Annotated in this window: 16 protein-coding genes; 15 read left to right on the top strand and 1 reads right to left on the bottom strand. The window is 64.6% G+C overall.

Annotation, left to right across the window (positions count from 1 at the left end):
* Positions 1-3 precede the first annotated feature (3 nt).
* The 7 genes from plsX to G3580_RS08950 all read left to right on the top strand — a co-directional run bounded on the left by plsX (position 4) and on the right by G3580_RS08950 (position 5,690).
* Complete coding sequence (gene plsX, locus G3580_RS08920) at positions 4-1,017, top strand: phosphate acyltransferase PlsX (RefSeq protein ID WP_173764919.1); 1,014 nt, start codon at positions 4-6, stop codon at positions 1,015-1,017.
* Positions 1,014-1,979: a beta-ketoacyl-ACP synthase III gene (locus G3580_RS08925; protein ID WP_173764920.1), complete on the top strand. Its 966-nt coding sequence runs from the start codon at positions 1,014-1,016 to the stop codon at positions 1,977-1,979. The genes plsX and G3580_RS08925 overlap by 4 nt, the downstream gene beginning before the upstream one ends.
* Positions 1,980-1,999: 20 nt before the next feature.
* Positions 2,000-2,938, top strand: coding sequence for an ACP S-malonyltransferase (fabD, locus tag G3580_RS08930; protein ID WP_173764921.1), 939 nt, complete (start codon positions 2,000-2,002; stop codon positions 2,936-2,938).
* Complete coding sequence (gene fabG, locus G3580_RS08935; RefSeq protein ID WP_173764922.1) at positions 2,935-3,684, top strand: 3-oxoacyl-ACP reductase FabG; 750 nt, start codon at positions 2,935-2,937, stop codon at positions 3,682-3,684. Before fabD ends, fabG begins: the two co-directional genes overlap by 4 nt.
* A gap of 85 nt (positions 3,685-3,769) precedes the next feature.
* On the top strand, positions 3,770-4,009 hold the full coding sequence (gene acpP, locus G3580_RS08940; protein WP_173764923.1) for an acyl carrier protein: 240 nt from the start codon (positions 3,770-3,772) through the stop codon (positions 4,007-4,009).
* Positions 4,010-4,031: 22 nt separating this feature from the next.
* Positions 4,032-5,270: a beta-ketoacyl-ACP synthase II gene (gene fabF / locus G3580_RS08945; RefSeq protein ID WP_173764924.1), complete on the top strand. Its 1,239-nt coding sequence runs from the start codon at positions 4,032-4,034 to the stop codon at positions 5,268-5,270.
* A gap of 18 nt (positions 5,271-5,288) precedes the next feature.
* Complete coding sequence (locus G3580_RS08950; protein WP_173764925.1) at positions 5,289-5,690, top strand: protein YgfX; 402 nt, start codon at positions 5,289-5,291, stop codon at positions 5,688-5,690.
* Positions 5,691-5,705: 15 nt separating this feature from the next.
* Here the strand turns inward: G3580_RS08950 and nadB are convergent, their stop codons facing one another.
* Positions 5,706-7,283, bottom strand: coding sequence for an L-aspartate oxidase (nadB, locus tag G3580_RS08955; protein ID WP_173764926.1), 1,578 nt, complete (start codon positions 7,281-7,283; stop codon positions 5,706-5,708).
* 274 nt (positions 7,284-7,557) lie between these two features.
* Here nadB and rpoE point away from each other — a divergent pair, with 274 nt between their 5' ends.
* Genes rpoE through lepB form a run of 8 tightly spaced genes read left to right on the top strand, consistent with a single transcriptional unit; the run spans position 7,558 to position 14,446 of the window.
* Positions 7,558-8,157 (top strand): RNA polymerase sigma factor RpoE, encoded by a 600-nt coding sequence (gene rpoE, locus G3580_RS08960; RefSeq protein WP_173764927.1) that lies wholly within the window; start codon positions 7,558-7,560, stop codon positions 8,155-8,157.
* 2 nt (positions 8,158-8,159) lie between these two features.
* Positions 8,160-8,705 carry a sigma-E factor negative regulatory protein gene (locus tag G3580_RS08965; RefSeq protein WP_173764928.1) on the top strand — a complete coding sequence of 182 codons (546 nt, stop codon included), beginning with the start codon at positions 8,160-8,162 and terminating at the stop codon, positions 8,703-8,705.
* Positions 8,702-9,679 carry a MucB/RseB C-terminal domain-containing protein gene (locus tag G3580_RS08970; RefSeq protein ID WP_228720820.1) on the top strand — a complete coding sequence of 326 codons (978 nt, stop codon included), beginning with the start codon at positions 8,702-8,704 and terminating at the stop codon, positions 9,677-9,679. The genes G3580_RS08965 and G3580_RS08970 overlap by 4 nt, the downstream gene beginning before the upstream one ends.
* A complete protein-coding gene (locus G3580_RS08975) occupies positions 9,672-10,127 on the top strand; it encodes a SoxR reducing system RseC family protein (RefSeq protein WP_173764929.1) in 456 nt (151 codons plus the stop codon). The genes G3580_RS08970 and G3580_RS08975 overlap by 8 nt, the downstream gene beginning before the upstream one ends.
* Positions 10,120-11,526: a Do family serine endopeptidase gene (locus tag G3580_RS08980; protein WP_173764930.1), complete on the top strand. Its 1,407-nt coding sequence runs from the start codon at positions 10,120-10,122 to the stop codon at positions 11,524-11,526. Before G3580_RS08975 ends, G3580_RS08980 begins: the two co-directional genes overlap by 8 nt.
* A complete protein-coding gene (locus G3580_RS08985) occupies positions 11,523-11,786 on the top strand; it encodes a glutaredoxin family protein (protein ID WP_228720821.1) in 264 nt (87 codons plus the stop codon). Before G3580_RS08980 ends, G3580_RS08985 begins: the two co-directional genes overlap by 4 nt.
* 47 nt (positions 11,787-11,833) lie before the next feature.
* A complete protein-coding gene (gene lepA, locus G3580_RS08990; protein ID WP_173764931.1) occupies positions 11,834-13,627 on the top strand; it encodes a translation elongation factor 4 in 1,794 nt (597 codons plus the stop codon).
* A 30-nt stretch (positions 13,628-13,657) separates the two neighbouring features.
* A complete protein-coding gene (gene lepB, locus G3580_RS08995) occupies positions 13,658-14,446 on the top strand; it encodes a signal peptidase I (protein WP_173764932.1) in 789 nt (262 codons plus the stop codon).
* The last annotated feature ends 1 nt before the right edge of the window (position 14,447 follow it).

Genomic DNA, 14,447 nt, shown 5'->3' on the forward strand with positions numbered 1-14,447 from the left:
TCGATGGATGTAAGTATTGCGATCGACTGCATGGGCGGTGATCACGGCCCGTCAGTGACGGTGCCGGCCGCGTGTGCATTCCTCAGTCGCGACCCTGTCGCCCATGTCACTCTGGTGGGCGATCCGGCGGCGATCGAACCGCTGATCGAACGTGTCGCACCCGCCGTGCGCGAACGGATGCGGGTTCAGCCGGCTACTCAGGTGGTGGGTATGGATGAGCCCCCGGCGAACGCCTTGCGCGGCAAGAAAGACTCGTCGATGCGGGTGGCCATCAATCTGGTCAAGTCGGGTGAGGCCCAGGCGGCGGTCTCGGCCGGGAACACCGGCGCGCTGATGGCCATTTCCCGATTCGTGCTCAAGACATTGCCAGGCATCGATCGTCCGGCCATTGCGACCGTGCTGCCGTCGCTGCGCGGCCATTCCTATGTGCTTGATCTGGGTGCCAACGTGGACTGCTCGGCCGAGCATCTTCTGCAGTTCGGCATCATGGGCGCCATGCTCGTGTCGGCGGTCGAGCACAAGGATCGCCCCTCGGTCGGTCTGCTCAACATCGGCGAGGAAGAGATCAAGGGCAACGACGTGGTCAAGCAGGCGGCCGAGCTGCTGCGCGGCAGCGGTCTGAACTTTTACGGCAACGTCGAGGGCGACGATATCTACAAAGGGACGACGGACGTGGTCGTGTGCGACGGTTTTGTCGGCAACGTGGCGCTCAAGACCTCCGAGGGGCTGGCGCAAATGCTCGCGACCTTCCTGCGCGAGGAATTCAAGCGCAACTTTATGACGAAGCTCATGGCGCTCGTCGCCATGCCTGCGCTGGCCCATTTCAAGCGCCGTGTGGACCACCGCCAGTACAATGGGGCGGTGCTGCTCGGCTTGCGTGGCGTGGTGGTGAAGAGCCATGGCTCGGCGGACGCCTTTGCGTTCGAACAGGCCATCGCACGCACGGCCGAAGCCGCCGGCAACCGTTTGATTGAACGCATCGGCGAGCGCATGGCGGTTCGCGAGGAGGTGGCTTGATTTACGCGCGTATCGCCGGCACCGGCAGCTTTCTGCCGGGTTCGCCCGTCACCAACGACGATCTGGTCGCGCGAGGCGTTCAGACCTCCGACGACTGGATCACCACACGCACCGGGATCCGGGCCCGCCATTTCGCCCCCGAGGGCATGACCGCGAGCGACATGGCCGAAACGGCTGCGCGTCGTGCCATCGAAGCGGCTGGTTGTGCGGCGGACGATATCGATCTGATCGTCGTCGCCACCTCGACGCCCGACTACATCTTTCCGAGCACCGCCGCCCTGCTGCAGTCGCGCCTCGGCATTCGCAACGAAGGGGCGGCCTTCGACGTCCAGGCGGTGTGCAGCGGTTTCGTCTACGCGATGAGCATTGCCGAGAAGTTCATTCGCTCAGGCAGCCACCGGCGCGCGCTCGTTGTCGGCGCCGAGGTGTTCTCGCGCATTCTCGACTGGAATGACCGTGGCACCTGTGTGCTGTTCGGCGACGGCGCTGGCGCGATCGTGCTGGAGGCGTCCGAGGCGCCCGGCATTCTCGCCTCGGCGCTGCACGCCGACGGCTCCCATCACCCGATCCTGTGCGTCCCCGGGACCGTGGCCTCGGGCAAGGTGCTTGGCGACCCGTTCCTGCGCATGGACGGCCAGGCGGTGTTCAAGTTCGCAGTCAAGGTGCTGGCCGATGTGGCACGGGAAGTCATCGACGGCGGCGGCCTGAGCGCCGCGGACGTGGACTGGCTCATTCCGCACCAGGCCAACATCCGGATCATCAACGCGACCGGGAAGAAGCTGGGCGTGCCCGACGAACGGGTCATCGTCACGGTCGACCGGCATGGCAACACCTCGGCCGCGTCGATCCCGCTGGCGCTGGATCTAGCGATCCGTGACGGTCGCATCCAGCGTGGCCAGCGGGTCGTGCTCGAAGGTGTCGGCGGTGGATTCACCTGGGGCGCGGTGCTGCTCCAGTACTGAGCCCCGAAGCAGGAGACGTCATGAAATTTGCATTGGTTTTTCCGGGGCAGGGGTCCCAGTCCGTCGGCATGATGAATGCCTATGGCGAGCGTGCCGAAATTCGTCGCACCTTCGAGGAGGCCTCGGAGGCGCTGGGTGAGGATTTGTGGGCCATGGCCTGCGATGGTCCGGCCGAACGGCTTGCATTGACCGTCAATACCCAGCCGCTGATGCTCACCGCCGGGGTGGCGGTGTATCGCGCCTGGCAGGCGGCGGGCGGCCCGGCGCCGGCCTTCGTGGCGGGCCACAGCCTGGGCGAGTACTCCGCCCTGGTGGCCGCCGGCGCGCTGGCGTTCGCCGACGCGGTGCCTTTGGTGCGTTTCCGCGCGGCGGCGATGCAGGAGGCGGTGCCCGAGGGGCAGGGCGCGATGGCGGCGTTGCTGGGCCTGGAGGCCGATGTCGTGGACGCGGTCTGCGCCAAGGTGGCCGAAGGCGAGGTAGTGTCCGCCGCAAACCTGAATGCCTCCGGGCAGATCGTGATTGCCGGGGCCGCTGCCGCGGTCGAGCGTGCCATGGAAGAAGCCAAGGCCCAGGGCGCCAAACGCGCCGTGAAACTGCCGGTTAGTGCGCCCTTCCACTGTGCCCTCATGAAACCGGCCGCCGAACGGCTGGCCCAGCGTCTGGCCGAGGTGCGTCTCGAGCGCCCGACGCTGCCGGTGATCAACAACGTCGATGTGGCCGTGTGCGAGGATCCGGAACTGATCCGCGACGCCCTGATCCGACAGGCCTATTCGCCGGTGCGTTGGATCGAAACCGTCCAGTCCATGGGCGCGCAGGGTGTCGGCGCGGTGATCGAATGTGGGCCGGGCAAGGTGCTCGCCGGTCTGACCAAACGCATCGTCAAGGACATTCAGGGTGCGGCGGTCACCGACGCCGATTCGCTCGAACAAGCCATCGAACTGGCAGGAGGCAAGCAATGAGTGCAGTGCTCGAAGGACAGGTCGCGCTGGTGACCGGCGCATCTCGCGGGATCGGTCGTGCGGTAGCGTTGGAACTGGCCCGCATGGGTGCCTATGTCGTCGGCACCGCCACCTCCGAGAACGGTGCCGCGGCCATTGGCGAGGCGATTCGCGAGGCCGGCCTCAAAGGCGAGGGGATGGTGCTCGACGTGACCGACGCCGCGGCCAGCGAAGCGGCCGTTGCCACCATCGAAAAGGCGCATGGTGCCGTCGGCGTGCTGGTCAATAATGCCGGCATCACCCGCGACAACCTGGCCATGCGCATGAAGGACGACGAGTGGGATGCGGTCATGGACACCAATCTGAAGGCGGTGTTCCGCATGTCCCGTCTGGTGATGCGCGGCATGATGAAGGCGCGCCACGGGCGCATCGTGAACATCACTTCGGTGGTGGGTAGTTCCGGCAATCCGGGGCAGGCCAACTACGCCGCCGCGAAGGCCGGCGTGGCCGGGATGACGCGGGCGCTCGCCCGCGAGCTGGGCAGCCGCAACATCACCGTGAACTGCGTGGCGCCGGGCTTCATCGACACCGACATGACCAAGGCGCTGCCTGACGCTGCCAAGGACGCGCTGCTGGGCCAGATCGCTGTCGGCCGCCTCGGCCAACCCGAAGAAATCGCTGCCGCGGTCGCCTTTCTGGCGTCGCCGTCGGCTTCCTATGTCACTGGCACGACGTTGCATGTCAATGGCGGCATGTACATGGCGTAAACAAGACCCGCTCGCCGCTCGCCTTTTTGGTAGAATACGGCGGCTTTAACCACATACCCGCACATTTCAGGGAAGGAGTTACTTCATGGAGAACATCGAACAGCGCGTCAAGAAGATCGTCGCGGAACAACTCGGTGTTAACGAGTCGGAAATCAAGAACGAATCCTCGTTCGTGGACGATCTGGGCGCAGATTCGCTGGACACCGTGGAACTCGTGATGGCACTGGAAGAAGAGTTCGAGTGCGAGATTCCGGACGAAGAGGCCGAGAAGATCACCACCGTTCAGCAGGCGATCGACTACGTCAACGCCCACCTGAACAAGTAATCAGAGACTACCGGAGCGAGCATTGGCACGTCGCAGAGTTGTCATCACCGGTCTGGGTATTGTTTCCCCGGTCGGCAATTCCATCCCGGAGGCTTGGGACAATATTGTCAATGGCCGCTCCGGTATCACCGAGATTACGCGTTTTGATGTCTCCGAGTTCCCCGTGCGCATCGCCGGGGAAGTCAAGGGCTTCAATGTGGCCGACTATCTGTCGCCGAAGGATGCGCGGCGGATGGATATCTTCATCCATTACGGTCTGGCGGCCGGCATCCAGGCCGTGCGGGATGCAGGTATCGAGGCGCCGGGTGACTCGGCGGACCGTTTCGGTGTGAATATCGGCTCCGGCATCGGCGGCCTGCCGATGATCGAAGCCACGCACAACGACTATCTGAAGGCCGGGCATCGCAAGATTTCCCCGTTCTTCATTCCCGGCACGATCATCAACATGATCTCCGGGCATCTTTCCATCATGTATGGCTTCAAGGGGCCGTGCATCGCCATGGTGACGGCATGCACCACCGCGACTCACTGTATCGGCGAATCCGCTCGCATGATCCAGTACGGCGATGCCGACGTGATGGTTGCCGGTGGCGCTGAATCCACGATCACGCCACTGGCCGTCGGCGGTTTCGCGTCGGCACGGGCGTTGTCGACCCGCAACGACGATCCGGCGACCGCAAGCCGTCCGTGGGATACCGGCCGTGACGGTTTCGTGCTTGGCGAAGGGGCCGGCGTGGTGGTGCTCGAGGAGTACGAGCACGCCAAGGCCCGCGGCGCCAAGATCTACGCCGAAGTGATCGGCTACGGCATGAGTGCGGACGCCTATCACATGACCGCCCCTTGCGAGGATGGCGACGGTGCTGCGCGCAGCATGACCAATGCCATCAAGGATTCCGGTCTGGCGCTGAACGATTTCGACTACATCAACGCGCATGGCACCTCCACGCCGCTGGGGGACGTGGCCGAGACCGTCGCCGTCAAGCGCTGTTTTGGCGATCATGCCGGGTCGTTGGTGGTCAACTCGACCAAGTCGATGACCGGGCACCTGCTCGGCGCCGCCGGTGGGGTCGAGGCGGTGTTCACCACGCTCGCCATTCGTGACCAGATCGCGCCGCCGACGATCAACATCTTCGAGCAGGACCCGGCCTGCGATCTCGACTACGTGCCCAACGAGGCGCGCAAGATGGAGATTCGCGCCGCGCTGTCGAACTCCTTCGGATTCGGCGGTACCAACGGCACGCTGGCGCTTGCCCGGGTCTGAGCCGACGCCTGATCGGGCGTGGTGAAATATCCCCGGCCGCTCTACCTGAAGCCGCCCCGCAGCCTGCGCCAACTGGCGCTCTCGCTGATCATCGGGGCGGTTTTTCTTGTGGCTTTCCAGCCCGACGCTTTCGGCGCGATGGGTGGCGCCGTCATGGCGCTGTGTGCCGTGGCGCTATGGCGCCATGCAGTACGCTGCGCGAATCAGTCCATCACCTTGCTTGCCGATGGGTACTGGATCCCGCCCGGTGGCGGGTCTCCCATGTCCTTGGTCGCCAGCAGCACTCAACTGGGCGGTGTGGTCTGGCTGCACGGACGCAATGATGAGGGTGAGCGTTGTGCGCTCATGCTGATGCCGGACGGCTTTGTCGACGAGCAGGATTATCGCCGACTGTGCGCCTGGTATCGCATGTCGCCGTAGCGTGGCCTCGGCGGTTCAGCGACGTGGCCGCAGGACGGTGTTGCGTGCCTTGGGCAGCAGATCGGGAAAATCGCGACTGAAGTGCAGGCCCCGGCTTTCCTTGCGTTGCAGCGCGCTACGGACAATCAGATCCGCCGTGACGACGAGATTGCGCAACTCGATCAGATCGTTGCTGACGCGAAAGTTGGAGTAGTACTCGTGGATCTCGCGCGCCAGCAGGCGAATCCGGTGCTGTGCCCGCTGCAGGCGTTTGGTGGTCCGCACGATGCCCACGTAGTCCCACATGGCGCGGCGCAGTTCCTCCCAGTTGTGCGAGATGACGATCTCCTCGTCGGCGTCGGTGACCCGGCTCTCGTCCCACGCGGGGAGGGGGATCGGTGTCTGCCCCGGGGCCGCCAGGATCGTTGCCGCAATCGCCTCACTGAACACCACACATTCGAGTAGTGAATTGCTGGCCAGGCGGTTGGCACCGTGAAGCCCGGTACAGGTACTCTCGCCGACCGCGTACAGGCCGGGCACGTCGGTGCGCCCGTCCAGATCGGTGACGATGCCGCCACAGGTATAGTGCGCCGCAGGCACCACGGGGATGGGCTGCTTCGCGATGTCGATGCCCAGCTCCATGCAGCGTGCGTGAATGGTCGGGAAATGGGTTTGCAGGAAATCCGCGCTCTTGTGGCTGATGTCCAGGAAGACGCAGTCCAGACCCCGTTTTTTCATCTCGAAGTCGATGGCGCGCGCGACGATGTCGCGGGGTGCCAGTTCCGCGCGCGGGTCATGGGCGGGCATGAAGCGGGTGCCATCGGGCAGGCGCAGCACGCCGCCCTCGCCGCGGACCGCCTCGGAGATCAGGAACGATTTGGCCTGGGGATGATACAGGCACGTGGGATGGAACTGGATGAACTCCATGTTGCCGACGCGGCACCCGGCGCGCCAGGCCATGGCGATGCCGTCGCCGGTCGCCGTATCCGGATTGGTCGTATAGACGTACACCTTGCCGGCACCGCCGGTGGCCAATACGGTGTGCCGCCCGCGGACGGTGAGTACGTGGTCGCTGTCGATGTCGAGGACGTAGGCGCCCAGGCAGCCGGCTTCCGGATATCCGATCTTGTCGCCGACGATCAGGTCGACGGCGATGTGGCGCTCGAGCACCGTGATGTTGGGATGTGACTGGAGCTGCTCGGTGAGGGTCTGTTGAACGGCGGCACCGGTGGCATCGGCCGCGTGAATGATGCGGCGGTGACTGTGTCCACCTTCCCGGGTGAGGTGGTAACCGGTGGCGGTGGACGGATCGCGTGTGAATGGCACGCCACGATCGATCAGCCACTGAATGGCCCGCCCGCTGTTTTCGACCACGAAGCGGGTCGCGTGCGGGTCGCACAGGCCCGCCCCGGCGTCGAAGGTGTCCGCCACATGCGCGTCGACGCTGTCGGACGGATCGAGGACGGCGGCAATGCCGCCCTGCGCCCAGGCGCTGGCACTGTCTTCGAGTGTTCGTTTGGTGATCAGCGCGACCCGCAACCGGTCGGCGAGGCGCAGGGCGAGCGATTGGCCGGCGAGGCCACTACCAATGATGACGACGTCGAAGGATTCCACCGGCGGGTTCAGGGCAGGAGTTGGGGAAGTCGGAGACTATAGCACCCGCGGCTCCTGCGCTGGCAAGAAGAGTGCCAATCCATGCGCCTTCGAAGCCCGTGCCGCCGCTCGTCTTGTCGCAGGACAAAATTGCGCGAAAAACCCTGTTGGCGCATGAACTATTGCTGTGGGGTGCGGTCTTGCCACATGAAACTCATTTGGGTGAGCGCGCGGCGCTTCGTTATACTTTCGCGGTTTATCCGCTTAAGTGCAGCCTGATTGCCTCCGACATCCAATGAGTGACCGAGAACTGGATCAACAACTGGTCGAACGCGTACAGCGCGGTGACAAGCAGGCGTTCGGACTGCTGGTCGCGAAGTACCAGCGCAAGTTGTTGCGCCTGCTCTCGCGCCTGATCCGTGATCCGGCGGAAGTGGAGGATGTCGCGCAGGAAACCTTTATCAAGGCCTACCGCGCGCTTCCGTCCTTTCGGGGAGACAGCGCGTTTTACACCTGGCTGTATCGCATCGGTGTGAATACCGCAAAGAACTATCTGGTCGCACAGGGCCGAAGAGCACCGACGACCACGGGATTCAATTCGGAGGAGGCGGAAACCTTCGACGACGGAGAGCAGCTGCGCGACATCAATACGCCCGAACGTTTGATGATGTCGCGCGAGATTGGTGAAACGGTGGAGACCGCGATGGAGGCGCTGCCCGAAGAACTCAAGACAGCGATTGTGCTGCGCGAGATCGAAGGACTCAGCTACGAGGAAATCGCATCAATTATGGACTGCCCGATCGGCACCGTCCGCTCGCGCATCTTCCGCGCACGCGAGGCGATCGCCGACAAGCTCCGGCCGTTGCTGGAGACGTCCCCTGATAAACGGTGGTAGGCATGAAAGAACGCATTTCAGCATTGATCGATGGCCATTTCGACGAAGCGCCGGCCGATGGTGGCCTGATCGGAAAGGTGGTCCAATCCGACGAAGGACGCTCGACCTGGTCGACCTATTGTCTCATTGGTGATGTGCTGCGCGACGAGCCGGCCGGTGCGGCCGATCTGACGGCCAGCATCATGGCGCGCCTCGAAGCGGAGCCGACGGTGCTGGCGCCGGTGTCGGTGGTTCAGGCCCGACAGCGCACCCAGGGGGTGTGGAGTCGTATTCTGCCGTTGGCCGCGTCAGTCATGGGGGTGGCCGCCGTCGGTTGGGTGGCGCTTCAACTCAACGCCAAGGAGGCGCCGACGGTCGTGGCCAAGGCGGTCGAGCCGGTGGCGCCGATCCGGGCGGTCGTGGCGCCGGTGGACGGTGACCGTCAGCTTGCCCGGGACACCGCCTTGCGGGCTTTCGTGCTGGCTCATCAGGGCACGGTACGCAGCGCACTGCCGGGCGTGGCGCCCTACGTGCGAACCGTGGCCGAGATGCCACAGGCCCGTCAATGATGTTGCGGGGGCTGTTCGCCGTCTTGGTCGTGCTGGCTGGCTGGACGACCCCGGTGGTCGCGCAGGGGAGCGACGATGCACTCGGGTGGCTCGAACGCATGGCGGGTGCCGCGCGGCAACTGAACTATGTGGGGACTTTTACCTATCTGAGCGACCAGCGTTTCGAGACCATGCGCATCGCCCATGCGTTGCGGGGCGATGGAGAGGTCGAGCGTCTGGAGACCCTCGACGGCAGTCCGCGGGAGGTCATTCGCAAGAATGGCGAGGTCCGTTGTGTGCTACCCGGCCTCAAGACCGTCATCATCGACCGCCAGGGACGCCGTCGCGCGTTTCCGGGGCGTCTGCCGGTGTCCGTCGGACAACTCGGCGAGCACTATCGCTTCGTCAAGGGCGCCGAAGGGCGCGTCGCGGGTCGTATGAGTCAGAGCGTTCGGCTCGAGCCGCTGGACAACCTGCGCTTCGGCCATGAGTTGTGGGCGGATCTTGAGACCGGCCTCCTGCTCAAGGCGCGCGTGCTCGACGAGAAGGGCAAGGTGGTCGAGCAGTTCGTCTTCAACGATGTCCATATCGGGGGCGATGTCGATGCGGCACAGCTGCAGGGGCAATACGACGCCGGATCCGACTGGCATGTGGTCAACGCCCGTGGCAACGAGGCGGAGGTCGCCAGTGTTCACTGGACGCTGTCCGAAGTCGTGCCGGGCTACCGGCTCGTGTCCACCGTACGGCGCGCGGTGACGGGGGAGTCCAACGACGTGCTGCACATGGTGTACTCCGACGGCCTGGCTCATATCTCCGTCTTCATCGAGCCGGCGTCGAAGGGGGACGAGCAAGCCCCGGCCACCGGTTTTCTGACGGCCGGTTCCATCGGCGTTTATGCACGCAACTACGCCGGCTATCGATTGACCGTGCTCGGCGAGGCGCCCAAGGAGGCGCTGCGCCGGGTCGGCGACGGGATGGAATACCAGGGTGATTGAAGCGCCGGGCGTGATCGAACGGGTGGTCGATGGTGCCGTGTGGGTTCGCTTGAGCGAACAACAGGGCGGATGCGGTCGCTGTCACGAACCGGGCGGATGCGGCGGTGCACGAATTGCCCATGCGCTGGGCAAGCCCAACGACGTGTTCCAGATCGTGAGCGACGGGCACTGGCGCGTCGGTCAGGCAGTTCGCCTGGTGGCCGACGATGGCGCCGCCCTCACGGCCGGGTTGGCCAGTTACGGCGTGCCGACGTTGGCCGCCATCGCTGGTGCCGCCGTGGGGACGACACTGGGCGGACATGCCGGGGCTGTCGTCGGCCTGGTCGGTGGTCTGGTCGCGGCGGCCTTGCTGGTACGCCGCCTGGCCTCGGAGCGGGGCTGGCAGCGCCGATTGAGTGTGACGATCGAGGCGGCATCGTCATGCCACGGGAATGCCCTCGATGCCTGAACGCAGCGCGGGCCGCGCCCTGCTGAAGTGGGCGCTTCTCTGGCTGATCTGTCTGCCGGCGCTGGCGGGTGCGGCGGATCTGCCGGATTTTCGTGCGCTCGTTCGTGCCGAGGGGGCAACCGTCGTCAACATCCAGGCCGATCGACCGTCGCTGGCTGACACCGAGACGGCCGGCTCCTCGGGCGGCATTCCGGAGTGGTTGAAGCGCCTGGAGCCCGAGCATCCCGATGTGCCGGAGCCGAGGGATGACGAGGGGCCCGCGGTCGGTTCGGGCTTCATCCTGTCGCAGGACGGCTACATCCTGACCAACGCGCACGTGATCGACGGGGCTAGCGCCCTGCGGGTGCGGCTCAACGACAAGCGGGCGTTCCGGGCCGCCGTGGTGGGGGCTGATCGGGATTCGGACATCGCCCTCATCAAGATCGACGCCACCGGTCTGCCTGTCGTGCGACTTGGCGATCCGGAGGCGCTTGAGGTAGGCGAATGGGTGGTGGCGATCGGTTCGCCCTTCGGCTTCGAACAAAGCGTGACGGCCGGGATCATCAGTGCCCGGGGGCGTGTGTTCCCGCAAGAGAGCTACGTGCCCTTCATCCAGACGGACGTGGCCATCAACCCGGGCAATTCCGGCGGCCCGCTCTTCAACCTCAAGGGTGAGGTGGTCGGCATCAACTCACAGATCTACAGCCGGACCGGCGGATTCATGGGCGTGTCGTTCTCGATTCCCATCGATCTGGCGATGCGCATTGCCGATCAGCTCAAATCCAGCGGCGAAGTGCGCCGCGGCCGGATCGGCGTGTCCATCCAGGAAGTGACGCCGCACATCGCCCGGGCCTTTGCGCTCGATCGGCTGGAGGGGGCCCTGGTGGGCACCGTCGAACCCGACAGCCCGGCTGATCGCGCGGGGGTGAAGTCGGGTGACGTGATTGTGCGTTTCGACGATGTGGTGGTGCGCGGCTCGGACGATCTGCCGCGCATCGTCGGCGCCGTGAAACCCGGCTCAGAGGTGAGCATGGACATCTGGCGGCAAGGCAAACGGATGTCGATGCCGGTGACGGTGGGGGTGTGGCAGCACGACAGCGACACGATGATGGTGCCGATGCAGAGCCGGCCCGAGCCGCCGCATCTCGGCCTCGATGTCTCGGTGCCGAATCGGGCGGAGCTGGTCGGGCGGGGCGCGCGTGCCGGCCTTCTGGTCGAGGCCGCGTCGGGTCCGGCCCTGGCGGCCAATCTCGCGCCGGGCGATTTGCTCGTCGCGACCGTGCGAAACGGTCGGCTGAACTCGCTGGGCTCGGTCGAAGCGCTGGATGTGGCCATTCGCTCGCTGGCCGATGGCGAGGCGCTGGTGCTGTTGGTGCAGCGTGGTGGCGGACGCAGTTACGTGGCCATCGAACGGCCGTGAGTGCGTGCCTCACCGTCCTGAGTCGCAACTGGTGTCATTTGTGCGACGACATGATCGACGAGCTGCTGGCGCTGGCGGTCAGCGCCGACGTGCGCGTCGAGATCGAGGACGTCGACGCCTCGGAAACGCTGGAGCAGCGCTGGGGGGAATACGTCCCGGTGCTGCTCGACGCGAGCGGGCACGAGCTGTGCCACTACCACCTCGATACCCGTGAGGTGCGTGCCTATCTGGCCGGATTTCCGCTAGAATCCGCAGATTGAATTTGCCGGACAATCAGGGTGCCGCGAGGCGCCTTTTTTGTTGTGATATGCGTCAGATACGTAATTTTTCGATCATTGCCCACATCGACCACGGGAAGTCCACCCTGGCGGATCGCATCATCCAGCGCTGCGGCGGTCTGGCCGAGCGCGAGATGGACAAGCAGGTGCTCGACTCGATGGCGCTGGAGCGCGAGCGGGGCATCACGATCAAGGCGCAGACCGCGAGCCTGCTGTACACGGCGCGCGACGGCCAGGAATACCAGCTCAACCTGATCGACACCCCGGGACACGTGGATTTCAGCTACGAGGTCTCCCGCTCGCTGTCCGCCTGCGAAGGCGCGCTGCTGGTGGTCGATGCCTCTCAGGGGGTCGAGGCACAGACGGTGGCCAACTGCTATACCGCCATCGAGCAGGATGTGGAAGTCGTCCCTGTGCTCAACAAGATCGATCTGCCGGCGGCGAATCCGGAGCAGGCACGCGCGGAAATCGAGGATGTGATCGGCGTCGATGCGACGGACGCGGTCATGTGCTCGGCGAAGACCGGCCTCGGGGTGGAGGATGTGCTCGAGGCAGTGGTCGCCCGTGTGCCGCCGCCCAAGGGGGATCCGGAGGCGCCGCTCAAGGCGCTGATCATCGATTCGTGGTTCGACAGCTATGTCGGCGTGGTCATCCTGGTGCGTGTGGTGGACGGCTGCATCAAGGCCAAGGACCGGATGCGGCTGATGGCGACCGGGGCGGAGTATCCGGTGGACCAGGTGGGCGTATTCACGCCGAAATCGCTCGTGCGTGACCAGCTCTCGGCCGGTGACGTCGGTTTCATCATCAGCGGCATCAAGGTGCTTGCCGATGCCAAGGTGGGCGACACGGTGACCCTGGCGACTCGTCCGGCCCCCAAGCCGTTGCCGGGTTTCAAGGAAATCAAGTCGCAAGTGTTCGCCGGCCTCTATCCGGTGGAGTCGAACGAGTACGACCAGTTGCGCGAATCGCTCGAGAAGCTGCAACTGAACGATGCGGCACTGCGGTTCGAGCCGGAAGTGTCCGAGGCGCTCGGGTTCGGCTTTCGCTGCGGCTTCCTCGGGTTGCTCCACATGGACGTGGTCCAGGAGCGCCTGGAGCGCGAGTTCGACATCGACCTGATCACCACCGCGCCGACGGTGGTCTACGAAGTGTTGCTCAAGGACGGGGCGACCGTGCGGGTGGAAAATCCGGCCAAGTTGCCGGATCTGTCCAAGATCGATGAAATCCGCGAGCCGATCATTCGCGCGACCATTTACGTGCCGCAGGAGTATGTCGGCGTCGTCATCACCTTGTGCACCCAGAAACGGGGAACGCAGGTGGACATGCGCTATCACGGGCGCCAGGTGCAGCTCATTTACGACATGCCGATGAACGAAGTGGTCATGGACTTCTTCGACCGGCTCAAATCCGCCTCGCGGGGCTACGCCTCCCTCGACTACGAGTTCAAGGAATACCAGAGCGCCGATCTCGTGAAGCTGGACATGCTTGTCAACGGTGAGAAGGTTGATGCGTTGTCCGTCATTGTTCACCGCGCCTCGGCGCAGTACCGCGGGCGCGAGCTGGCGTCCAAGCTGCGAGGCATCATTCCGCGCCAGATGTTCGACGTGGCGGTGCAGGCGGCCATCGGCTCGCACATCGTCGCCCGCGAGACCATCAAGGCGCTCAGAAAGAACGTGCTGGCCAAGTGCTACGGCGGTGACATCACCCGCAAGCGCAAGCTGCTGGAAAAGCAGAAGGAAGGCAAGCGCCGCATGAAACAGGTTGGCGCAGTGGAAATTCCGCAGGAAGCCTTCCTGGCCGTGCTGAGAACCGACGAAAGCTGAAACAACGCACAACAATTAACCGGAGTCCGCGTGAACTTTGCCCTGATCCTCTTCCTGCTCCTCGTCGCCACCGGCCTGCTGTGGCTTGTCGACAAGCTCTATGCCAAGAAGCGACGCGCGAAGGATGCCGTGGATCCGTGGTGGGTGGAATACGGTGCGAGCTTCTTCCCCGTGATTCTCGCGGTCTTTTTCCTGCGCTCGTTTCTGGTCGAGCCGTTCAAGATTCCGTCCGGCTCGATGATCCCGACCCTGCTGGTGGGCGACTACATCCTGGTGAACAAATTCACCTACGGGATCCGGCTGCCCGTCATCAACAAGAAGGTCATTGCCCTCAACGAGCCCCAGCGGGGCGACGTGATGGTGTTCCGCTATCCGGACAATCCCGAGCTGGACTACATCAAGCGCGTGGTCGGACTGCCAGGCGATACCGTCGAGTACTTCGGCAAGCGGCTGAAGATCAACGGCAAGCCGGTCGACACCAATGCCGATGGGGAATACCTCCACCGCGACCGGCTCTACAGCTCCCAGCGCTTCATGGAGCACCTCGGCAATGTGACGCACGAGATCCTCAACGACAACGACAAGCCCCCGTTCGTGCCCCAGGTGAAGGCCTTCCCGCAGCGCGACCATTGTACGTACACCAGCGGTGGCGTACGCTGTGTCGTGCCCGAGGGCCATTACTTCGTCATGGGGGACAACCGGGACGACAGCAGCGACAGCCGCGTCTGGGGCTTCGTGCCCGAGGAGAACATCGTCGGCAAGGCCTTTTTCATCTGGTTCAATTTCAACGACCTGAGCCGTATCGGCTCGTTTCACTGAG

The organism is Nitrogeniibacter mangrovi (assembly GCF_010983895.1).
GTDB lineage: Bacteria > Pseudomonadota > Gammaproteobacteria > Burkholderiales > Rhodocyclaceae > Nitrogeniibacter > Nitrogeniibacter mangrovi.

Bases quoted from the DNA above. Each gene is read 5' to 3' on its own strand.
- lepA (WP_173764931.1), top strand. From the start codon at position 11,834: ATGCGTCAGATACGTAATTTTTCGATCATTGCCCACATCGACCACGGG.
- acpP (WP_173764923.1), top strand. From the start codon at position 3,770: ATGGAGAACATCGAACAGCGCGTCAAGAAGATCGTCGCGGAACAACTC.
- plsX (WP_173764919.1), top strand. From the start codon at position 4: ATGGATGTAAGTATTGCGATCGACTGCATGGGCGGTGATCACGGCCCG.
- G3580_RS08970 (WP_228720820.1), top strand. From the start codon at position 8,702: ATGATGTTGCGGGGGCTGTTCGCCGTCTTGGTCGTGCTGGCTGGCTGG.
- G3580_RS08965 (WP_173764928.1), top strand. From the start codon at position 8,160: ATGAAAGAACGCATTTCAGCATTGATCGATGGCCATTTCGACGAAGCG.
- fabD (WP_173764921.1), top strand. From the start codon at position 2,000: ATGAAATTTGCATTGGTTTTTCCGGGGCAGGGGTCCCAGTCCGTCGGC.
- fabG (WP_173764922.1), top strand. From the start codon at position 2,935: ATGAGTGCAGTGCTCGAAGGACAGGTCGCGCTGGTGACCGGCGCATCT.
- G3580_RS08980 (WP_173764930.1), top strand. From the start codon at position 10,120: ATGCCTGAACGCAGCGCGGGCCGCGCCCTGCTGAAGTGGGCGCTTCTC.
- rpoE (WP_173764927.1), top strand. From the start codon at position 7,558: ATGAGTGACCGAGAACTGGATCAACAACTGGTCGAACGCGTACAGCGC.